At 71.3% G+C, this 20,339-nt stretch carries 18 protein-coding genes; 12 read left to right on the plus strand and 6 right to left on the minus strand.

Annotation, left to right across the window (positions count from 1 at the left end; all coding sequences use genetic code 11):
* The first annotated feature begins 55 nt into the window (after window positions 1-55).
* Window positions 56-1,540: a peptide MFS transporter gene (locus NS354_RS05505; RefSeq protein ID WP_058593583.1), complete on the plus strand. Its 1,485-nt coding sequence runs from the start codon at window positions 56-58 to the stop codon at window positions 1,538-1,540.
* A 131-nt stretch (window positions 1,541-1,671) separates the two neighbouring features.
* Here NS354_RS05505 and NS354_RS05510 read toward each other — a convergent pair whose 3' ends face one another.
* The 3 genes from NS354_RS05510 to NS354_RS05520 form a co-directional block, all read right to left on the minus strand.
* Window positions 1,672-2,436, minus strand: a complete 765-nt coding sequence (locus NS354_RS05510; RefSeq protein WP_058593584.1) for an SDR family NAD(P)-dependent oxidoreductase — start codon at window positions 2,434-2,436, stop codon at window positions 1,672-1,674.
* A gap of 65 nt (window positions 2,437-2,501) precedes the next feature.
* Window positions 2,502-3,575 (minus strand): redox-regulated ATPase YchF, encoded by a 1,074-nt coding sequence (gene ychF / locus NS354_RS05515; RefSeq protein WP_058593585.1) that lies wholly within the window; start codon window positions 3,573-3,575, stop codon window positions 2,502-2,504.
* An 83-nt stretch (window positions 3,576-3,658) separates the two neighbouring features.
* Window positions 3,659-4,018 (minus strand): DUF2200 domain-containing protein, encoded by a 360-nt coding sequence (locus tag NS354_RS05520; protein WP_058593586.1) that lies wholly within the window; start codon window positions 4,016-4,018, stop codon window positions 3,659-3,661.
* Between the two features lie 139 nt (window positions 4,019-4,157).
* Between NS354_RS05520 and NS354_RS05525 the strand changes: the two genes are divergently transcribed.
* The 4 genes from NS354_RS05525 (at window position 4,158) to NS354_RS05540 (ending at window position 8,797) form a co-directional block, all read left to right on the plus strand.
* Window positions 4,158-4,742, plus strand: a complete 585-nt coding sequence (locus NS354_RS05525; protein ID WP_010157721.1) for an exonuclease domain-containing protein — start codon at window positions 4,158-4,160, stop codon at window positions 4,740-4,742.
* Between the two features lie 157 nt (window positions 4,743-4,899).
* Window positions 4,900-6,339, plus strand: coding sequence for a hypothetical protein (locus NS354_RS05530; protein WP_058593587.1), 1,440 nt, complete (start codon window positions 4,900-4,902; stop codon window positions 6,337-6,339).
* 63 nt (window positions 6,340-6,402) lie between these two features.
* Complete coding sequence (gene rmuC, locus NS354_RS05535; RefSeq protein WP_058593588.1) at window positions 6,403-7,824, plus strand: DNA recombination protein RmuC; 1,422 nt, start codon at window positions 6,403-6,405, stop codon at window positions 7,822-7,824.
* A gap of 91 nt (window positions 7,825-7,915) precedes the next feature.
* Window positions 7,916-8,797: an HAD hydrolase family protein gene (locus NS354_RS05540; RefSeq protein WP_058593589.1), complete on the plus strand. Its 882-nt coding sequence runs from the start codon at window positions 7,916-7,918 to the stop codon at window positions 8,795-8,797.
* Between the two features lie 434 nt (window positions 8,798-9,231).
* Here the strand turns inward: NS354_RS05540 and glpX are convergent, their stop codons facing one another.
* Window positions 9,232-10,215, minus strand: a complete 984-nt coding sequence (glpX, locus tag NS354_RS05545; protein ID WP_010157725.1) for a class II fructose-bisphosphatase — start codon at window positions 10,213-10,215, stop codon at window positions 9,232-9,234.
* 64 nt (window positions 10,216-10,279) lie between these two features.
* Between glpX and fbaA the strand changes: the two genes are divergently transcribed.
* Window positions 10,280-11,308 carry a class II fructose-bisphosphate aldolase gene (gene fbaA / locus NS354_RS05550; protein ID WP_058593590.1) on the plus strand — a complete coding sequence of 343 codons (1,029 nt, stop codon included), beginning with the start codon at window positions 10,280-10,282 and terminating at the stop codon, window positions 11,306-11,308.
* Complete coding sequence (locus NS354_RS05555) at window positions 11,308-12,102, plus strand: DUF6264 family protein (protein ID WP_058593591.1); 795 nt, start codon at window positions 11,308-11,310, stop codon at window positions 12,100-12,102. Before fbaA ends, NS354_RS05555 begins: the two co-directional genes overlap by 1 nt.
* Before the next feature lie 102 nt (window positions 12,103-12,204).
* On the opposite strand, the gene NS354_RS05560 is transcribed toward NS354_RS05555, so the two are convergent.
* Complete coding sequence (locus tag NS354_RS05560) at window positions 12,205-13,236, minus strand: 4-hydroxy-3-methylbut-2-enyl diphosphate reductase (RefSeq protein WP_058593602.1); 1,032 nt, start codon at window positions 13,234-13,236, stop codon at window positions 12,205-12,207.
* Window positions 13,237-13,397: 161 nt separating this feature from the next.
* Here NS354_RS05560 and xseA point away from each other — a divergent pair, with 161 nt between their 5' ends.
* Window positions 13,398-14,636 (plus strand): exodeoxyribonuclease VII large subunit, encoded by a 1,239-nt coding sequence (gene xseA, locus NS354_RS05565; protein WP_058593592.1) that lies wholly within the window; start codon window positions 13,398-13,400, stop codon window positions 14,634-14,636.
* Between the two features lie 49 nt (window positions 14,637-14,685).
* The gene (locus tag NS354_RS05570) at window positions 14,686-15,207 is read left to right on the plus strand and encodes an Lrp/AsnC family transcriptional regulator (RefSeq protein WP_082677918.1); all 522 of its coding nucleotides are present in this window, start codon (window positions 14,686-14,688) and stop codon (window positions 15,205-15,207) included.
* A 49-nt stretch (window positions 15,208-15,256) separates the two neighbouring features.
* Here the strand turns inward: NS354_RS05570 and NS354_RS05575 are convergent, their stop codons facing one another.
* A complete protein-coding gene (locus tag NS354_RS05575) occupies window positions 15,257-16,390 on the minus strand; it encodes a class II histone deacetylase (protein ID WP_058593593.1) in 1,134 nt (377 codons plus the stop codon).
* Between the two features lie 249 nt (window positions 16,391-16,639).
* On the opposite strand from NS354_RS05575, the gene NS354_RS05580 reads away from it, so the two are divergent.
* The 3 genes from NS354_RS05580 (at window position 16,640) to NS354_RS05590 (ending at window position 20,212) form a co-directional block, all read left to right on the plus strand.
* On the plus strand, window positions 16,640-17,626 hold the full coding sequence (locus tag NS354_RS05580; protein ID WP_058593594.1) for a sugar ABC transporter substrate-binding protein: 987 nt from the start codon (window positions 16,640-16,642) through the stop codon (window positions 17,624-17,626).
* A 70-nt stretch (window positions 17,627-17,696) separates the two neighbouring features.
* A complete protein-coding gene (locus tag NS354_RS05585; protein WP_058593595.1) occupies window positions 17,697-19,166 on the plus strand; it encodes an ATP-binding cassette domain-containing protein in 1,470 nt (489 codons plus the stop codon).
* An 11-nt stretch (window positions 19,167-19,177) separates the two neighbouring features.
* A complete protein-coding gene (locus tag NS354_RS05590) occupies window positions 19,178-20,212 on the plus strand; it encodes an ABC transporter permease (protein WP_058593596.1) in 1,035 nt (344 codons plus the stop codon).
* Window positions 20,213-20,339: the final 127 nt, after the last annotated feature.

Here is a 20,339-nt window from a genome sequence, read left to right on the forward strand (position 1 = left end):
TCCTGCATTCCACGAGAGCGGCCGCGAGACACCGGCCGCAGAGCAAGGGGGGACCATGACCGAGCCCGAGCGCGCGGCGGCACCCGCGGCGGCGGCGCCGCGGCAGGACCGCGGCTTCTTCGGCCACCCCTGGGGCCTCGCGAACCTCGCGGGCGTCGAGATGTGGGAGCGCTTCAGCTTCTACGGCATGCAGGGGCTGCTGGCCTTCTACATCTACTACTCGCTCTCGCAGGGCGGCCTCGGCATGTCGGAGGCGGCCGCGACCTCCATCGTCGGCGCCTACGGCGGTCTCGTGTACCTCTCATCGGTGCTCGGCGGCTGGGTGGCCGACCGCGTGCTCGGTGCGGAGCGGACCCTCCTCGTCTCCGCGGTGGTGATCATGCTCGGGCACATCGCACTCGCCGTGCTCCCCGGCGTCGTCGGGCTCGGCATCGGCCTCGTCTGCGTGGCGCTCGGCGCGGGGTCGCTGAAGACCACCACGTCCACGGTGCTCGGCGACTTGTACGAGCCGGGCGACGTGCGCCGCGACGCCGCCTTCTCGATCTACTACATGGGCGTCAATATCGGCGGGTTCATCGGCCCGATCCTCACGAGCCTCGTCTGGGGCTGGCAGGGCTTCCACTGGGGGTTCGGGCTGGCCGCCATCGGCATGGCGCTCGGCCTGCTGCAGTACCTGCTCCTGCGTCGGCACACCGTCACCGAGGGGAGCTCGCGCCCCACCAATCCGCTCACGCGGGCGGAGCGCGTGCGGTGGCTCGCGATCGTCGCGGGCGCCGCCGTCGTCATCGCGGGCGCCGCGCTGCTCGGGCTGCTGCGCGCCGAGAATCTCTCGGTCGTCGTCGTCGCGCTCACGATCGTCTCGGCCGTCGCCGTCTTCTCGGTGATCGCGTCGAGCTCGCGGGTCACCGCCGAGGAGCGCAGCCGGGTGTTCTCGTACATTCCGCTCTTCATCGCGTCCGCCGTGTTCTGGACGCTGTTCCAGCAGCAGTTCACCGTGCTCGCGATCTACGCCGATCAGCGCCTCGACCGCAACGTCTTCGGCTTCGAGATCGCGCCGAGCGTCGTCACGTCGATCAACCCGGTGTTCATCATCATCTTCGCGGGCGTCTTCGCGGCGATGTGGACCCGGCTCGGCGAGCGCCAGCCGAGCACCCCGATCAAGTTCGCCCTCGGCACGATGATCATGGGGCTCGCATTCCTCGCCTTCATCCCCTTCTCGGGCGGCGCCGACGGCTCCGTCCCGTTCATCGCGATCGTCGTCATCCTGCTGCTCTTCACGTTCGCGGAGCTCTGCATCTCCCCCGTGGGCCAGTCGCTCGAGACGAAGCTCTCGCCGCACGCCTTCCACTCGCAGATGGTGGCGCTCCACTTCATCTCGATCGCGCTCGGCTCGGCCGCCGCCGGCGCGCTCTCGGGCTTCTACTCGACGGACGACGAGGTGCCCTACTTCCTCACGATCGGGCTGATCTCGATCGCGGTCGGCATTGTGCTCGCGTTCGTGCGGGCGCCGATCCTGCGGCTCATGCGCGGCGTTCGCTGAGGGCCGCTGCGCGGCGGAGCGGCCCGCGGCGAGCCGCGAGCGGTCAGTAGGGTGCACTCGCGCTCGGAATAGCGCACCTCACTGACCGGCGAACGGCGGCCGCCGGCTCACTGCACGGAGAAGCCGCCGGCTCAGTGCACGGAGAATCCGCCGTCGACCGGGATCGCCTGACCGGTCACGTACCGAGACCCCGGCCCCGCGAGGAACACGGCGGGGGCGGCGAAATCCTCAGGCACGCCGTTGCGACCGATGAGCGTGCGCGCCTCGAGCGCGCGCACTGCGGTCGGATCCGACGCGAGCCGCTCGTTCAACGCCGTGCGCACGAAGCCGGGCACGAGCACGTTCGCGGTCACTCCCCGGGGCGACCACGCCTCCGCCTGCGACCGCGCGAGGGCTTCGATGCCCGCTTTCGAGACGCCGTAGGCGCCGCTCGACGCGAACGGGCGCTGCGCCTGCTGCGAGCTGATGTGGATGATGCGCCCGTAGCCGCGCTCCGCCATACCGGGGGCGAGGCGCTGGCCCAGGATGAACGGGGCGTCGAGGTTCACGCGCATCGTCGCATCCCACACCTCCTCATCGAGGTCGGGCAGCGGCGGTCGCAGGTTGATCCCGGCGGAGTTCACGAGCACATCGACGTCGCCGACGCGGTCGGCGAGCGCATGAGCGCCGGATCGCGCGGCCAGATCCGCCACGATCCCCTCCGCCGACCCGCCCCGACCGACGATCTCCGCGACCGCGGCGTCGAGCGTCGCCCGCGTGCGCGCCGCGATGACGACGTGCGCGCCGGCGTCGGCGAGCGCCACGGCGATGGCGCGGCCGATCCCGGAGCTGCCGCCCGTGACGAGCGCCCGACGGCCGTCGAGCGAGAACAGGTCGCGCAGTGCCTCGTGATGCATGAGGTCACTCTAGCGACGCGCGCGGCCCGCGGCCGCGGCGCACCTCGCTCGCCGCGCCCGCGGCGTCAGACGTTGAACCGCCACTCGCAGACGTCGCCGTCCTGCATCACGTAGTCCTTGCCCTCCATGCGGGCCTTGCCCTTCGCGCGCGCCTCCGCGACCGAGCCCGCCTCGACGAGGTCGTCGAACGAGATGATCTCGCCCTTGATGAAGCCCTTCTCGAAGTCGGTGTGGATCGCGCCCGCCGCCTGCGGCGCCGTGGCGCCCCGCTTGATCGTCCAGGCGCGCGCCTCCTTCGGGCCGGCCGTCAGGTAGGTCTGCAGCCCCAGCGTCTCGAAGCCCACGCGGGCGAGCTGATCGAGGCCGCTCTCCTCCTGGCCGATCGATGCCAGCAGCTCGGCGGCGTCCTCCGCGTCGAGCTCGATGAGCTCGCTCTCGATCTTGGCGTCGAGGAAGATGGCCTTCGCGGGCGCCACGAGCGCCGACAGCTCGTCGAGCTTGGCGCGATCCTGCAGCACCGTCTCGTCGACGTTGAACACGTACAGGAACGGCTTCGCGGTGAGCAGCCCCAGCTCCCGGATCGGCTCGAGGTCGATGCCCGACTGCGAGAGCACCTTCCCGTCGTTGAGCGCGGCCTGCGCCGCCTTCGCCGTTTCGACGACCGAGGCGTCGATCTTCTTGTTCTTGAGCTCCTTCTCGAAGCGCACCAGCGCCTTCTCGATCGTCTGCAGATCGGCGATGATGAGCTCGGTGTTGATCGTCTCCATGTCGCTGGCCGGGTTCACCGCGCCGTCGACGTGGATCACGTCGGGATCGGAGAAGCCGCGCACCACCTGGGCGATCGCATCGGCCTCGCGGATGTTCGCGAGGAACTGGTTGCCGAGCCCCTCGCCCTCGCTCGCGCCGCGCACGATGCCCGCGATGTCGACGAAGCTGACGGGGGCCGGAAGGATGCGCTCCGAGCCGAAGATCTCCGCGAGCACGTCGAGCCGGTGATCGGGCAGGTTGACCACGCCGATGTTGGGTTCGATCGTCGCGAACGGATAGTTCGCCGCGAGCGCGTCGTTCTGCGTCAGAGCGTTGAACAGCGTCGACTTGCCGACGTTGGGGAGACCTACGATGCCGATAGTGAGAGCCACGGGAGACGAGTCTACGCGGCTCCGGGGCGCCCGGGCGACGGGCGCCGCGACGCCGGGGCGATGAGGATCGGCGCGCCGAGGCGTCAGGCCGGGGTTCCGCGCAGGATGGACGTCATCTTCTTGCCGCGGGCGACCTCGTCGACCAGCTTGTCCAGGTACCGGATCCGCTGCATGAGCGGATCCTCGATCTCCTCGACGCGGATCCCGCAGATGACTCCGGTGATCAGGTTCGCGTGCGGGTTCATGCGCGGCGCCTCGGCGAAGAACGTGCGGAAGTCGGTCTCGTCGGCGACGATGCGCGCGATCGCCTCCGCGTCGTACCCGGTGAGCCAGCCGATCACTCGATCGACCTCCTCCCGGGTGCGTCCCTTGCGCTCCGCCTTCGCGACGTAGTGCACGTAGACGCTGCCGAAGCTCGTCGAGAAGATGCGGTGCTCGGTCATGCGGTGCCTCCGATCCGGCTGGCGCGGTGCCGCCTCCATTGTCGCACCGCGCGTCAGTGTCAGGGGCGAGCGTCAGTGACAGTGGCGTGTGTCAGTGCCTGGGCGCGTCAGTGTCAGGGGCGTGTGTCAGAGTTGATGCGTGCCCGTCGACTTCACCGCCATCGATTTTGAGACCGCCAACAGCCATCCGTCCTCCGCATGCTCGGTCGGCATGGTGCGGGTGCGGGCGGGCGCGGTCGTCGATCGCGTCCACTGGCTGATCCGGCCGCCTGCGGGCCACGACGCGTTCCTCCCGTTCAACACCCGGATTCATGGGATCACGGCGGCGATGGTCGCCGAGTCGCGCGACTGGGCCGGGCAGCTGGCCGAGCTGCGGGAGTTCATCGGCGGCGACGTCGCCGTCGCGCACAACGCGAGCTTCGACATGGGGGTCATCCGCGCCGCATGCGCCGAGACCGTGACGCCGACGCCGCGCCTGAAGTACCTGTGCAGCGTGCAGGTGTCGCGCAAGACCTACGCGATCCCGTCGCACCGGCTCCCCCTCTCCGCCGCCGCGGCCGGGTACGGCGAGTTCGCGCACCACGACGCGCTGGCCGATGCTGAGGCGTGCGCGGCGATCATCTCCGACGCCGCCGTGCGCCACGGCGTCGACTCCGTACCCGCGCTCGCGAAGCAGACGGGCGTGCGCATCCAGCAGCTGAAGGCGATTCCGCTGAAGCTGTAACGGGCGCGAGTACGCTCGTCGTATGCGGGTGACGGGCGGAGGTGTGAGCGGAGGCGCGGGCGCTCGGGGCGCCGCCGCTCGGGGCGCGGGCGCTCGTGGCGCGAGCGCGGGCGCCGCCGCTCGGGATGCGCGCAGTCGCGGGGATCGCGCGGCCCGGATGCGCGGCGTCGGGGCGCTCGCGGCGGCCGCACTGCTGCTGAGCGGTTGCGCGAGCTGGGGCCTCACGCAGCGCGAGTGGGCGGCGACGCTCGAGGCGGGCGACGGCGTCGCCTCCGTCGACTGGCGCTACCAGAACAATTGGCCGAGCAGCAGCCCGCGATACGACGCGACCGTCGTCGTCGAACGGGGCGTCACCGGCGACGAGGCGCGTCGCATCGCCGACGCGAGCTGCGCGACCGAGACGCGGATCGACGGCCTCACCGTTCGCACGGATGAGGCGTCGGCCTCCGAAGGCACGGATGAGGCATCGGCCTCCGAGGGCTCCGTCGAGCTCCGCACGGAGGGGTCGTGCGTCTCGCGCGCCGACCTCGAACGCTTCGCCGGCGCCGTCGACGCGCTGAATGGGCTCCCCGACGCGTCGGGGGTGCGATTCTCGGTCGTCAGCACTGCTGGCCCCGACGGGGAGGATGGTGCTGAGGTCGCAGATGGGAACGGCGGCGCGAGTGGCGACGTCGATGCCGATGGCGACGAGGGCGCGCCCGCAGGCGCTCCACCGTTGACGGTGCGCGTCACCACGCCCGACGAGGCGGTGCTCGGGTCGATCCTGCCCGCGCTGCACGAGGCCGCGGGAGACGCCGGCCTCGCGCTCACCGCGGAGCGCATCGGCGCGGAGGGAGGCGCCGGCACCTCGGTCGACGCGAAGCTGCCGCCGGGTGCGCGCATCGACGACCTCATGACCCTCTTCGCGCTCGCGACCCGCATCGATCACCGGAGCATCTCCCTGACCGATACTGCGATATCGGTCTCCGCCTCCTCGACCGCGGCGACGGAGGCGACCCCGGCCGCCGAGCTCGCCGCGGCGGGAGCGGCGCTCGGCATCGAGACCCGGGTCGCGTTCGACACTGCCGGTGCATCCGGGGGCTCGGACGGCTCCGGCGGCTCGGAGGCCGATGCCGAGTCCGCGCGAGCCGCCGCGCTCGATCGCCTGACCGACGTGCCGGGCGGCGCGGTCGTCGAGCACGTCGCCGTGGGCGGCGAGCTCTCCGTGCGCACGCAGCACGCCGAAGGCGTCGAGGCGGCGGTCCGCATCATCGCGGAGACCCCCGAACTCGGCGGCTCGTTCCGCGTGCACGCGCCCGAGAGCGACGGCCTGTTCTGGGTGGCGGTCCGGGCCGGATCGCCCGCCGCCGACGTCGCCGGTGCGGCGACGCGGACCGGACTCGGCGTGCGCGAGCGCATCCCGTCGATCGATCGCGCGATCGTCTCGCTCACCGGCGAAACGCCGGAGCTGACGGTGTACCTGCGCGATTCGAGCGCCGAGTCGGTGGCGGCGGCGCGCGGCACTCTGGCGGAGGTCGCGGCGGGCGGCCTGTTCGGCGAGGTGCGGCTGGCTGCCGACGGCATCGATTTCGACGATCAGGTCGTGCCTGCGCCCTGAATGTCGGCGGCACATGAGACGGTACCTCTGCACACCCACTCCTCCCCCGAAACACGGTGCTCCATGAACACACTGACGATCGCGCTGCTGAGCGCGAACCTGCTCCTCCTCATCGCCGTGCTCATCGTGCTGCTGGTGCGCACGGGGCGCCGTGCCGACTCCACGGCTCCCTCCGGCGATCTGCGCGCCCTCCCGGCCGAGATCCGGCAGGATCTCTCGGCGCAGCGCGCCGAGATCGGGCAGTCGCTCTCGGGCATCACCGATCGCCTGCACACGAGCGCGCAGGCGACCCTCGCATCGCAGAACGCCCTCCGCGCGAGCGTCGAGGCCCGCTTCGACGATCTTCGAGCCGCGAACGACGCGAAGCTCGAACAGGTGCGGGTGGCGGTCGGCGAGCAGCTGCAGCAGCGTCTGAAGGCGTCGCTCGACGAGAACGCGCGGCGCGTGCAGGCGCTCGGCGAGGTGCACGTCGCGAAGCAGACCGAGCTGCAGGCCGTGCTGCGGGAGGAGCTCGAGAAGCTGCGACTCGGCAACGAGGCGAAGCTCGAGAAGATGCGCGAGACCGTCGACGAGAAGCTGCAGGGCACGCTCGAGCGCCGCCTCGGCGAATCGTTCCGCCTGGTGAGCGATCGGCTCGAACAGGTGCAGAAGGGGCTCGGCGAGATGCAGACGCTCGCCTCCGACGTGGGCGGCCTGAAGCGCGTGCTGACCAACGTGAAGAATCGCGGCAGCTGGGGCGAGGTGCAGCTGGCCCGCCAGCTCGAAGACATGCTGACGCCCGAGCAGTACGCGGAGAATGTCGCCGTGCGGCCGAGCTCCGCGGAGCGGGTCGAGTTCGCCGTGAAGCTGCCCGGTCGCGGCGACGACCACGAGACGGTGTGGCTGCCGATCGACTCGAAGTTCCCCCAGGAGGACTACGAGCGTCTTCTCGAGGCGCAGGAGGGCGGCGACCGCGGCGCGGTCGAGGCGGCGAGCAAAGTGGTGGAGCGCGTCATCATCACGCAGGCGAAGCTGATTCGCGACAAGTACCTGGAACCGCCGCACACGACCGACTTCGGCATCATGTACCTGCCCACGGAGGGCCTCTTCGCGGAGGTCATCCGGCGCCCGGGCCTCACGAGCCGGCTGCAGTCGGAGTTCCACGTCACCGTCGCCGGGCCGACCGTGCTGATGTCGCTCCTCAACAGCCTGCAACTCGGGTTCCGCACGCTGGCCATCGAGCGACGCAGCTCCGAGGTCTGGCAGGTGCTCAGCGCGGCCAAGGGCGAGTTCCAGAAGTACGGGCAGGTCTGGGAGAAGCTCGGCAAGCAGCTCGCGACCGCGCAGAACACGGTGAGCGAAGCGGGGCGCCGCACCCGCGCCGTCGAGAAGCGACTCCGTGCGGTCGAGACGCTGGAGCCGCAGGGCGCGGCCACCGCGATCGACGAGCTCCTCCCCGGGGCGGAACGCGACGGCAGCGCTGAAACATTCTGGGACGACGAGTGAGCGCCCGCTGACGCCGACGGACGGCCGTGCCGCGCGAGCGGCCGCGCGGGCGCGGCCGCTCGGGCGCAACGCCGTGCGCTAACGTAAGACCATGGCCTCTGACGCGCTCTCGCGCGCCGCGCATCACGGTGCGGCTCCCTCCCCTCGCCCGACGACGCCGCTGCGGCTCCTGGCCCTCGACATCGACGGAACGCTGATCGACAGCGCCAAGCAGATCATGCCGTTCACGCAGCAGGAGGTCGCCCGAGTCGCTGCGACGGGCGTGCACCCGGTGATCGTGACGGCGCGCGCCATCAACGCTTCGCTGATCATCGAGCGCAAGCTCGGCGTCGCCGCCTCCCACATCGCATTCGGGGGCGGCACGGTGCGCGTCCGCACCGGCAGCGGACTGACCGTGCTCGAGGAGCACCCGTTCGAGCGTTCCGACGTCGCGCTCATGCTCGACGCCGCGAACGGCGCCGATGTGCACATCGGCGTGTACACCGCGACGGAGTGGCACGTGAGCGACCTCGGGTTCTGGGGGCTGCGCGAAGCGCGCAACACGTCCATCTGGCCCGACTCGGTCGGCGACGGAGCGCCGCTCCGGGCCCCCGCCGATCCGGTGTTCAAGCTGATGTTCCGCGGCCTGCCCGAGACGCTCGCCCCGATCAAGGAGACGATCGACCGCGAGCTGCCGGGCGCGTTCGCGCACCTCTCCGCCCGCGTGCTCGAAGTCACGACGTCGCGCAAGCACGGAGCCCTCCGGGCGCTGAGCGATCATCTCGGCATCGCGCCCCACGAGGTGATCGCCTTCGGCGACACCGAGGCCGACGTCCCGATGCTCGAAGCGGCCGGTGTCGGCGTCCTGATGGGCAACGCCGATCCCGAGCTCCGAGTCGCGCCGCACGTCGAGCGCACCCTGTCGAACGATGAGGAGGGCGTGGGGCTCAGCCTCCGCAAGCACTTCCCGACCGACGCGCCGTTCCGCATCTGACGCGGGGCCGGCACAGCGCCCGGCTCCGCTTCGCCGGGCGCACTCCCCGCCCGTCCGCCGGTGCACACCCCATTCGCCGGTGCACGTCTCCCGAGCCGGGGCACCGATGATTCACGTGTGCCTCGGCGAAGGAGAGGTACGTCGGCGTGCAGCGGCGCGACCGGAAACCAGGGCGTGCCGTCAGCCGCACCGACGGCGCGGCGCCGCTGCACCTAGAACTCGCCGAAGCACACGGCAGTCGCACGTGCACCGGCGAGAAAGCGGTGCACCGGTGAAAGATCGCCGAGCGGCAGGCGGCGACCGCACACTTGCGCTCGAGCGCACGCCGTCGGGCGCGAGCGCACGCCTCAGCGCTCAAGCGCACGCCGCAGGGCGCGAACTCACACCTCAGAGCGCGGGCGCACGACGGCGCGCACCAGCGCGCCCGCGGACGGCTACGACCAGCGGTTGGGGTCCATGTCGCTCGTGACGTGGCGAATGGTGCCCGAGTGGGCGCGCATGACGATGCTCTCCGCGCGCACGAACGGCCCGTTGCGCTTCACGCCGTCGACGAACTCGGCGTCGGTGATGCCGGTGGCGACGAAGTAGCAGTTGTCGCTCGCCACGAGATCGTTCGCCTCGAGCACGCGGTCGAGATCATGGCCGGCGTCGAGTGCGCGCTGGCGCTCCTCGTCGTCCTTCGGCCAGAGCCGTCCCTGGATCACGCCGCCGAGCGCCTTCACGGCGCACGCCGTGATGATGCCCTCGGGGGTGCCGCCGATCCCGACGCACAGATCGATGTTCGAGTCCCAGCGCGCCGCGTTCACGCCGCCCGCCACGTCGCCGTCCATGAGCAGCCGCGTGCCCGCACCGGCCGCGCGGATCTCGGAGATCAGCTGCTCGTGGCGCGGGCGATCCAGCACCGCGACGCGGATGTCCGATACATCGACGCGCTTCGCACGGGCCAGCGCGCGGATGTTCTCGCCGATGGGACGGCGGATGTCGACGACGCCGACCCCGATCGGGCCGCACACGAGCTTGTCCATGTAGAAGACGGCCGACGGGTCGTACATGCTGCCGCGGTCGGCGACCGCGATGACGGAGAGCGCGCCGGGGCGCCCCTCCGCGGTGAGCCGGGTGCCGTCGATCGGGTCGACTGCGACGTCGCACTCGGCGCCCTCGCCGTTGCCGACCACCTCGCCGTTGTAGAGCCAGGGAGCGTCGTCCTTCTCGCCCTCGCCGATCACGACGGTGCCGCGCATGTTGACGGTCGAGAGGAAGCGCCGCATCGCGTCGACTGCCGCGCCATCCGCTGCGAGCTTGTCGCCGCGGCCGATCCACGGTGTCGAGCGCATCGCCGCCGCCTCAGTAGCGCGTACGAGCTCCATTGCGAGGTTGCGATCGGGCTGCCATTCGCCCAGCGAATCCGGTTCAGTCATGCCTGCAAGCCTACCGCGTAGACTGGTGCGACGAAGCGGACCCCAACGAAGTCAAGGAGCGCACATGCCCGTCGCAACACCGGAACAGTACGCCGCCATGCTCGACGCCGCGAAGACCGGAGCGTTCGCGTTCCCCGCGGTCAACGTGTCGAGCTCGCAGACCCTGAACGCCGCCCTGCAGGGCTTCGCGGAGTCGGGATCGGACGGGATCATCCAGGTGACGACGGGCGGCTCCGACTACCTCGCCGGGCACACGGTCAAGAACCGCGCGGGCGGGGCGATCGCATTCGCCAAGTACGCCGAGGAGGTCGCGAAGGCGTACGACGTGACGGTGGCGCTGCACACCGACCACTGCCCGAAGAACGCGCTCGACGACTTCCTGCTGCCGCTGGTCGCGGCGAGCGAGGCGCGCGTGGCCGAGGGCGGCCTCCCCTACTTCCAGTCGCACATGTGGGACGGCTCGGCCGTTCCCCTGCCCGAGAACCTCGAGATCGCCCAGGAGCTGCTCCCCCGGCTCGCCGCGATGGACGTCGTGCTCGAGGTCGAGATCGGCGTCGTCGGCGGCGAGGAGGACGGCGTCAGCCACGAGATCAACGATCAGCTGTACACGACCCTCGACGACGCGGTGGCGACCGTCGAGGCGCTCGGCCTCGGCGATCGCGGCCGGTACCTGACGGCGCTCACCTTCGGCAACGTGCACGGCGTGTACAAGCCGGGCGGGGTGTCGCTGCGGCCCGAGCTGCTGGCGGAGATCCAGCAGGGTCTGCAGACGAAGTACGGCACGGGCGAGAAGCCGCTCGATCTCGTCTTCCACGGCGGCTCGGGCTCCTCCGCCGAGGAGATCGCCGAGGCCGTGCGCAACGGCGTCATCAAGATGAACATCGATACCGACACGCAGTACGCGTTCACGCGCGCGCTCACCGACTACATCCTGAAGAACTACGACGGCGTGCTCAAGATCGACGGCGAGGTCGGCAACAAGAAGCAGTACGACCCCCGCGCCTGGGGCAAGGTCACGGAGTCGGCGATGGCGGCGCGCGTCGCGGTCGCCGCCGAGCAGCTCGGCTCCGCCGGGAAGTCGGTGAGCGCGTAGTGGCGCATCCGAGCGACGACGCAGCGCAGGCGCAGTCGGCGGATCGCCCCCGCCCGGCGTACGGCGAGCTCGCTCCCGAGGGCTGGGAGTGGACGCCCGAGACGAACGACGGCGGGCGGGCGAACGAGGCGTCGCCCGCGAGTGGCGGCTCGGGAACGCCGGTGAACGGCGTGCCGCACAATCTGGGCGCTCGGGGCGACGGATCCGCTGCCGCGTCGGCGCCCGTGTCCGCTCCCGCCTCCGCTCCGTCGGCGGGATCGCGCGATCCCGAGCCCTACCGCGCCCCCGCACCGCAGGCGCCGCAGGCTCCCCGCGAGTCGGCGCCGCCTCGGGCGGGTGAGCCGTCGGGCCCGCAGAGCGGGTTCGGCGCGCCGCAGCGGAAGCCGCGCACGGCGGATCGCGTGATCACGATCATCCTGCTCGTGCTGGGCATGTTCGGCTCGCTGAACTTCGCAGGGTCGATGATGAGCCTCCCGGCGAGCCTCTCCCTGATGGGATCCGCGTTCGAGATCGAGAACTTCACGGTTCCGTCGTGGGTCGGCGCCGTCGGCACCGTGACGGCGATCGCGATCTTCGCGGTGTTCGCCGTGAATCTGATCTTCTCGATCCAGCGCATGCGCGCGCGCAAGCTCGCGTTCTGGGTGCCGCTCACCGCCGGCGCGATCGTCGTCATCGGCACGATCATCGTGACCGCCGTGGTGCTGTTCAACGTTCCCGAGCTGATGAGCGCAGCCTCCGATCCGACGGCGATGCAGAAGCTGCTCGACTCGCTGTCGGAGATGAGCCAGCCCTGACGATGCGCGGGAGCGCTTGACGAGACGTCGGGCGCTCCCGCACCGCGCACGGCGCGGAACCCCGCATCGCGGCCGGCGCCGAGGCCGGGTCGGAGACTCGGCTCAGCGCGCGCGACCGCCCAGCGCACGGGCGTCGCGATTGCCCGCCGCGTCCTGACGCAGTTCCTTCGGCAGGGAGAACACCAGGTCCTCCTCCGCGGTGACGGCGGCCTCGACGTCGCCGTACCCCGCGTCGGCGAGATCGTCGAGCAGCTCCTGCACGAGCACCTCGGGCACCGAGGCTCCACTCGTCACGCCGATCGTGCGCACGCCGTCGAGCCACTCCTGACGCACTTCGCTCGCGAAGTCGACGCGGTGCGCGGCCCGCGCGCCGTACTCGAGCGCGACCTCTCTCAGACGCACCGAGTTCGACGAGTTCGCGGAGCCGACGACGATCACGAGGTCGGCCTGCGGGGCGATCTGCTTGACGGCGACCTGGCGGTTCTGCGTCGCGTAGCAGATGTCGTCGCTCGGCGGATCCTGGAGGTTCGGGAACCGCTCGCGCAGCCGCCGCACGGTCTCCATGGTCTCGTCGACGGAGAGGGTGGTCTGCGAGAGCCAGACGAGGCGGTCGGGGTCGCGCACCTCGAGCCCGTCGACGTCGTCGGGAGAGTTCACGATGGTGATGCGGTCGGGCGCCTCGCCCGCCGTTCCCTCGACCTCTTCGTGGCCGGTATGACCGATGAGCAGGATGTCGAGATCCTGCTTCGCGAAGCGCACCGCCTCGCGGTGCACCTTGGTGACGAGCGGGCAGGTCGCGTCGATCGCGTGCAGCCCGCGCGCCGCGGCCTCGTCGACCACCGCGGGCGAGACGCCGTGCGCCGAGAAGACGACGTGCGCGCCCGGGGGCACCTCGTCGACCTCCTCCACGAAGATCGCGCCCATCCGCTCGAGCGTGCGCACGACGTGCACGTTGTGCACGATCTGCTTGCGCACGTAGACGGGGGCGCCGTAGCGCACCAGAGCCTTCTCGACGGCGACGACCGCGCGATCCACGCCGGCGCAGTACCCGCGGGGAGCCGCGAGGATGACCTTCTTCGCCCCCGCCACCGGCAGATCGCGCAGACGCCCCGCCTGGCGGCGCAGCCGGGGCATCGCCAGCGTCACCACGGGCGCGCCGATCGTGCGCTGATCTCGCACCTGGGTGTCGTTCATGCGGCCGATTCTACCGCCGCCGCCTGCGGGGATCCGGGGTGACGGCCGGGTGCGACGGCCCGCCGGCGGAGCCCGCACCGGCCGCTCACTAGGCTGGACGCATGGCAGACGCAGCATCGGCGGGCCCGGCGACCCGCGACTCCCCGTGGCCGGTCGCGGAGATGAGCGAGAAGATCGCCGCATGGATCGACCGCCTCGGCCAGGTGTGGATCGAGGGCGAGGTCACGCAGTGGCAGGTGCGCGGCGGTCACGTCTACGGCAAGCTCCGCGACCTGCAGCGGGACGCCACGATCAGTTTCACGGTGTGGCGGTCGGTCGCGCAGCGGTTGACGAGCGACTTCGCGCAGGGCGACCGGGTGGTGGCGCTCGTGAAGCCGAACTTCTGGGTGAAGGGCGGATCGTTGACGGTGCAGGTGCTCGACATCTCGCACGTCGGCATCGGCGAACTGCTCGAACGGCTCGAACGGCTGCGCCGGCAGCTGCAGGCGGAGGGCCTGTTCGACGCCGATCGCAAGCGGCGGCTGCCCTTCCTGCCGGGCCGCATCGGGCTCGTCACGGGGCGCGACTCCGACGCGGAGAAGGATGTGGTGCGCAATGCGACGCTGCGGTGGCCGGGCGTGCAGTTCACGATCCGCTACGCAGCGGTGCAGGGGGATCGCGCCGCCGCCGAGGTGACGGCCGCCATCGAGGCGCTCGACCGCGACCCCGAGGTCGACGTGATCGTCGTCGCGCGCGGCGGCGGAGACTTCCAGAACCTCCTCCCGTTCAGCGACGAGCGCGTGGTGCGCGCGGCGAGCGCGGCCGCCACGCCGATCGTGAGCGCGATCGGCCACGAGGCGGATCGCCCGCTGCTCGACGAGGTCGCCGATCTGCGCGCCTCGACGCCCACCGACGCGGCGAAGCGGGTGGTGCCCGATGTCGGCGAGGAGCTGGCGGGGCTCGATCAGGCGCGCGCCCGCCTGACGACCCGGCTCGGCCAGGTGCTCGCGCACGAGACCGATCGCATCGCGCAGCTGCGCGGCCGCCCCGTGCTCGCGGCCCCCGATCGCCTCGTCGACGAGCGGGCGGAGGAGCTCGTGCGGTGGGTCGCCCGCGGGGCCGAGCTCGCCGACCGCGCCGTGGAGGATCGCCGGAGGGCGCTGGTGGAGGCGCGGGGCCGGCTGACCGCGCTCTCGCCGCGCGCCACCCTGGAGCGCGGGTACGCGATCGCGCAGATCGTGGACGGCTCGGGGGCGGCCGGCGCCGTGCTGCGCGACCCAGCGGAGGCTCCGACGGGCACCGCGATCCGGCTCTCGCTCGCCGACGGGTCGCTCGACGCGGTGGCCGCCGAACCTCGCTGATGCGGCGGCGCGCGGGCGCGGGCCGCCGGCGCGTGCCATACTGCTGGGCATGGCGAAAGCACGGAAGCCCGGCACCGATGACGGATCCCGCACGCCCGAAGCCCCCGAGCCCTTCGGCGTGCTCGACGAGCTGGACGAGCAGCTGATCGTGCTGCTCGAGCGCGATGGCCGCATGAGCTACTCCGATCTCGCCAACGAGGTGGGGCTGACGCCCGGCGGCGCGCGTGCGCGGGTGATGCGTCTGCAGGAGCGCGGCGTGGTGCGGGTACTCGGGGTGACGAGCCCGAACGCGGTCGGGCTCACCAGCATCGCGAGCCTGCAGATCGAGGTGTCGGGCGACATCGACGCGGTGGCCGATCGCATCGCGGCCGTCGACGGGGTGCGCTACGTCGTGCTCGGATCGGGACGGTTCAGCATTCTGGTCGAGGTGTACGCGACCACGCCCGCCGAGCTCTTCACGCTGATCAACCGGCAGATCCGCGAGATCCGCGGCGTCTCCCACATCGAGACGTTCCTCTACGACTCCGTGCACACGCACCGGCCGATCTTCCCGCTGCTGAACGGGCGGTGACGCGGAGCCCGCCCGCCCGTTCCGCGGGCAGGCGCCGGCGCCCCGCCGGTCAGTCGTCGGCGCGCCGGGCGACGAGCCCCAGGGCGCGGGCGAGCTCCGCCGATCGGTCGATCACGTCGGTCTGCCAGCCGGTGAGCTCCCGTGTGGGGGAATCGCCGACCGAGAGGGCGAAGGGATCCTCGACCCCGGTGCGCACGCCGCTCAGCGCCTCGAGCACTGCGACGCCGCAGAACGGCACGTGCACGGCCGAGTACCCGCCCTCGTGCGAGAAGACGATCCGGCCGGCGCACGCCTCGTCGGCGATGTCGAGCAGCCGCTCCGCGATGCCCCGGAAGCCCTCGGAGGTGACGCTCATGCGCCCGAGCGGGTCGAGCGCCGACGGATCGAATCCGCTCGAGACGAGGATCAGGTCGGGCGCGAACGCAGTGATCGCCGGGCGGGCGACCTCGTCGACGGTCGACCAGTACGCCCCGTCGCCCGAGCCCGCCGGGAGTGGAACGTTGATGTTGGTGCCCGCGCCGGCGCCCGCGCCCTGCTCGTCGACGAGGCCGCTGTCGACGGGGAAGAGGCGATCCTGGTGCACGGAGATGGTGAGCACGTCGGGGTCGTCCCAGTAGATCTTCTGCGCGCCGTTGCCGTGGTGCACGTCGTAGTCGAAGATCGCGACGCGGCGCACGCGGCCCGCGGCCCGCAGCGCCTCGATCGCGACGGGGATGTTCGCGAACAGGCAGTAACCGCGCCCCTGATCCGGTTCGGCGTGGTGCCCGGGCGGGCGCACGAGCGCGTACGCGTTGTCGACGACGCCGTCGAGCACCGCCTCGGCCGCCGCGAGCGTGCCGCCGGCGGCGAGCCGCGCGAGGTCGTACCCGCCGCGACCGAACGGCGAGAAGCCGTCGCCCGCGTCGCCGCCCGCGTGCTCGGACTGCTCGCGGATCCGCTCGACGTGCTCCGCGGTGTGGACGCGCAGCAGGTCTTCGGCCGTCACCTCCCGCGCCGGGATGCGCACGAGCGAGTCGAGCAGGCCCGACACCTCCACGAGCCCCGCGAGGCGGGCCTTCGATTCGGGGCTCTCGAAGTTGCGGTACGGCTGCACGAATCCCCCGGATGGGTAGATTCCGGCATGCGTTCCCGTGTCGTGCCAGGCGTACCGTTCGTGCCAGACGTATCCGGTTCTGCGCTCCATTGCGTGTGTCCTTCCAGCTCGTCCCGGTCGGTCGCGCCCGTTGGCGCCCGTGCCGGTGGGCACCACCGTAGCCCAGAGAATTCACGATCCACAAACAAATCGCGATCTCAGTTGTCGAAATATAAATGAAACATTCGGAACGTTGACTTTTGGAGCGCAGCCGTGGTCTTATGGTGACGCTACGAGCCAGGGTCGGCTCGGCCACGGAGGCAGCGGAGCCCCCGAGCAACCCGACGAAGGAGTCATCACATGAATCGCACCCGCGCACTGTTCGGCGGCATCGCACTCGCGGCGACCGCGGCACTCGCCCTCACCGGCTGCTCCTCGGACGGCTCCGGAGGCGAGGCCTCCTCCGAATCGGGGTCGAAGGGGGCGGTCGCCATGAGCTTCGCCGGCCTCGACATCCAGATCTGGAACGACATGCTCCCCTTCATGGAGACGATCGTGACCGACGCCGGCTACGAGTTCGTCACCGACGACCCCAAGTGGAACGCGCAGACGCAGGTGCAGGACTGGGAGTCCTGGCTCGTGCGGGGCGACATCAAGGCGATCATGGGCTACCCCGTGCAGTCCGACGCCATGGTCGCGGTCACGCAGCAGGCCACCGACGCGGGCATCCCGATCCTCGGCTACGGCAGCACCTGGGACGGCGTCGCCGCCGCCGTCACGCTCGACCACGAGGCGGACGGCAAGCTGGCGGGCGAGAAGGCCGCCGAGTGGATCGCGGAGACCTACGGGGACGAGCAGGTCGAGGTCGCCTTCCTCGGCTGGCCCGATACGGACCTCGGGCGCCTCCGCGGCCAGGGCATGCTCGGCGCGCTCGAAGCGGCGGATCTCAACCTCGACATCACCGAGCACAAGGTGCTGAGCCTCGACGACGGCTACGCGGCCGTGCAGAATCAGCTCAACGCGGCTCCCGATACGAAGGTCTGGCTCGCCATCGCGAACGATCCCGCACTCGGCGCCTACCAGGCGCTTACCGATTCCGGGGTCTCCCCGACCGATGACAGCATGCTGCTCCTCAACCTCGACGCCACGGACGCCGAGCTGGAGGTCATCATGCAGCCGGATTCGTTCTGGCGCTACGCCTACATCGCCCCCGCCCGGCAGCTCGCCGAGGCGAACGCGCAGATGCTCGTCGACGCCGCCGAGGGCGAGCCCGTCGAAGACCAGTCCGTTCCGGTGACCGAGGTCACGAGCGAGAACGCCGAGGACTTCCTGCTGGCGAACCAGTAGCACCCCCGGGTCGCCCGGCAGCCGCCGGGCGACCCGACGCATCCGTTCGCGGCGCAGAGAGGATTCCCGCATGGCCGCACCTCATCGACTCGAGTACACCGGAGTGACCGTCGACTTCGGCGCGACGCGCGCGCTCGAAGACATCACCTTCGCCATCGCCCCCGGCGAGATCGTCGGCCTGCTCGGCCACAACGGGGCGGGCAAGAGCACGCTCTTCAACGTCACCACCGGTGTCATCGGGGCGACCAGCGGCGCGTTCAGCATCGACGGCGCGCGCATCGAGAAGCGCCTGACGCCGCGCGAAGCCGCCCAGCACGGGGTGACCGTCATCCACCAGGAGCCCGCCCTCGCCCCGAACATGTCGGTGCTCGAGAACCTCTTCCTCGCCCGCCCGGCCCCCCGGGCCGCCGAACGCCGGGCGCAGGCGCGCGCCGCCCTGGAGGCGGTGGGCGCCGACCTTCCGCTCGAGATCCCCGTGGAGGCCCTCGGCCTCGGGGAGCGCCAACTCGTCGACATCGCCCGCGGCATGCTCTCGGGCGAGATGAAGGTGCTGCTGCTCGACGAGCCGACGGCCGCCCTCGGCCGAGCCGAGACCGACGCCCTGCACGAGCTCATCCGAGGTTTCGCGGCCCGCGGCATCGCGGTGGTCTACGTCTCGCACCGCCTCCCCGACATCATGGAGGTGTGCTCGCGCATCGTGGTGCTGCGCGGAGGCCGCGTCGTCGTCGACGGGCCGGCGACCGACTTCACTCCGGCGAAGCTCGCCGACGCGCTCGTGCCCGACCTGAGATCGCTCGACTTCACGCACGTGGAGCCGGGCCCCGAGGTCGTCTCCGTCGACGTCCCCGGCGGCACGGTGCGCGCCCGGGCCGGCGAAGTGGTCGGCCTCTTCGGCATGGCCGGCGGCGAGCAGTTCGAGATCGCGGCGCGCCTGGCGGGAGCATCGGGTGCCGCCCAGCCGTACACGCTGGGCGGCACCGCCGTGCGGTTCCCCTCACCGGCGCATGCGATCCGCCGCGGCGTCTTCTTCGTGCCGCCGGATCGCGATACCGAGGGCCTCATCGCCTCCGAGACCGCACGCGACAACGTCATGCTCCCCTCGTACTCGACGGGCGGCGCACGGGGGTGGTGGGTCTCCGCACGATCGGGGGCCGACGTGTACGAGCGGGCCCGCGCAGCCCTCGACATCCGCGGCCCCTCCGCCGATGCCGAGGTCTCGCAGTTCTCGGGCGGCAACCGGCAGAAGCACCTGCTCGCCCGGTGGCTCTACCCCGCGCAGCCCGCCCTCCTGATCCTCGCGCAGCCGACGCAGGGCGTCGACGTCGGCGCGAAGCTCGACATCGTCGAGGCGACGCGCGACGCGGCGGCCCGCGGCGCCGCCGTGCTCGTCGCGTCGAGCGAGTCCGACGAGATCGCGAGCATGTGCGACCGCGCCTACACGGTGCTCGGCGATCGCCTCGTGCCCGTCCCCCGCTCCAGCACCTTCAACGAAGACCTCCTGACCTCGCTCCTCGCCATCGCCGAGCCGACCCGCGCCTGAACGGAACTCCCATGAACGCAGAACGCCTGAAGATCTTCGCCGCGAAGAACGGCATCTTCCTCGCCCTCATCGTGCTCGTCGCCGTCTTCTCCATCCTCCGGCCCAACTTCTTCACCTTCGCGAACGGGCAGAGCATCCTGTTGCAGGCCGCGGAGCTCGGGCTCATCGCGATCCCCGCCGCGTTCCTCATCATGTCGGGAACCATCGATCTCTCGGTCGGCTCGGTCGCATCGGCCGCGGCGATCACCGGCGGCCTCACGATGAGCGGGACCGGATCGACGCTGCTCGGCTTCGCGGCGGCCATCGGCACCGGCATCGCCGCCGGAGCCCTGAACGGGTTCCTCGTCGCCTACCTCCGGCTGAACTCCTTCGTCGTCACGCTCGGCGCCCTCAGCGTGTGGGGCGGCCTCGCCCTGCTGCTCTCCGATGGACGCACCATTCCGCGCGCGGAGCTGCCCGAGGCGTTCCGCGCCATCGGCACCCTGAAAGTGGGCCCCGTGCCGATCCAGATCGTCGCGCTCGTCGCCGTCATCGCCCTCGGCTGGTACGTGCTCAACCACACCACGTTCGGCAAGTCGGTCAAGGCCATCGGCGGCAACGAGCGTGCCGCCCGGCTCATGGGCGTCAACGTGCAGCGCTCCCGCTTCCTGCTCTTCGTCGCGACGGGCGCGTTCGCGGCCCTCGCCGGGCTCTTCCTCTCGGCGAAGGTGCAGTCGGCGAACCCGAACATCGGGTCGGGCCTCGAGCTCGAGGTGCTCACAGTGGTGCTGCTCGGCGGCGTCGCCTTCGAGGGCGGCGTCGGCCGCATCAGCGGCGTCGTCGCCGGTCTCCTCTTCTTCCGCGTGCTGCGGGCGGGCCTCGTCTTCATGCAGGCGTCGCCGTTCCTCCAGACCATCCTCGTCGGCGCGACGCTCATCATCGCGGTCGCCCTCGACAGCTCGATCCAGCGCATGATCCGCTCCTCCTGGGCGAAGCTCGGCAAACGGGCGGCGTCGCGGGAGGCGGTCGACGAACCGGACCGGGCGACGACCGCGCCGAACGGCTGACCCGGGATCGGGGCTGCGGCATGCGCCCACCCACCCTCCCGCCGCCCCGGCATTCGCGCCGGCGGCGGCGGGTAGACTGGTCGGCATGGCAGATACGGTGGTTCCGGATCCCGCCTCCCTCTCGTAC

This window comes from Leucobacter chromiiresistens (assembly GCF_001477055.1).
GTDB lineage: Bacteria > Actinomycetota > Actinomycetes > Actinomycetales > Microbacteriaceae > Leucobacter > Leucobacter chromiiresistens_A.

Excerpts from the sequence above, each read along its gene's own strand:
- NS354_RS05505 (WP_058593583.1), top strand. The coding sequence starts at position 56 with ATGACCGAGCCCGAGCGCGCGGCGGCACCCGCGGCGGCGGCGCCGCGG.
- NS354_RS05510 (WP_058593584.1), bottom strand. The coding sequence starts at position 2,436 with ATGCATCACGAGGCACTGCGCGACCTGTTCTCGCTCGACGGCCGTCGG.
- NS354_RS05520 (WP_058593586.1), bottom strand. The coding sequence starts at position 4,018 with ATGACCGAGCACCGCATCTTCTCGACGAGCTTCGGCAGCGTCTACGTG.
- NS354_RS05530 (WP_058593587.1), top strand. The coding sequence starts at position 4,900 with ATGCGCGGCGTCGGGGCGCTCGCGGCGGCCGCACTGCTGCTGAGCGGT.
- rmuC (WP_058593588.1), top strand. The coding sequence starts at position 6,403 with ATGAACACACTGACGATCGCGCTGCTGAGCGCGAACCTGCTCCTCCTC.
- NS354_RS05540 (WP_058593589.1), top strand. The coding sequence starts at position 7,916 with ATGGCCTCTGACGCGCTCTCGCGCGCCGCGCATCACGGTGCGGCTCCC.
- glpX (WP_010157725.1), bottom strand. The coding sequence starts at position 10,215 with ATGACTGAACCGGATTCGCTGGGCGAATGGCAGCCCGATCGCAACCTC.
- fbaA (WP_058593590.1), top strand. The coding sequence starts at position 10,280 with ATGCCCGTCGCAACACCGGAACAGTACGCCGCCATGCTCGACGCCGCG.
- NS354_RS05560 (WP_058593602.1), bottom strand. The coding sequence starts at position 13,236 with ATGCCCCGGCTGCGCCGCCAGGCGGGGCGTCTGCGCGATCTGCCGGTG.
- xseA (WP_058593592.1), top strand. The coding sequence starts at position 13,398 with ATGGCAGACGCAGCATCGGCGGGCCCGGCGACCCGCGACTCCCCGTGG.
- NS354_RS05570 (WP_082677918.1), top strand. The coding sequence starts at position 14,686 with ATGGCGAAAGCACGGAAGCCCGGCACCGATGACGGATCCCGCACGCCC.
- NS354_RS05575 (WP_058593593.1), bottom strand. The coding sequence starts at position 16,390 with ATGGAGCGCAGAACCGGATACGTCTGGCACGAACGGTACGCCTGGCAC.
- NS354_RS05580 (WP_058593594.1), top strand. The coding sequence starts at position 16,640 with ATGAATCGCACCCGCGCACTGTTCGGCGGCATCGCACTCGCGGCGACC.
- NS354_RS05585 (WP_058593595.1), top strand. The coding sequence starts at position 17,697 with ATGGCCGCACCTCATCGACTCGAGTACACCGGAGTGACCGTCGACTTC.
- NS354_RS05590 (WP_058593596.1), top strand. The coding sequence starts at position 19,178 with ATGAACGCAGAACGCCTGAAGATCTTCGCCGCGAAGAACGGCATCTTC.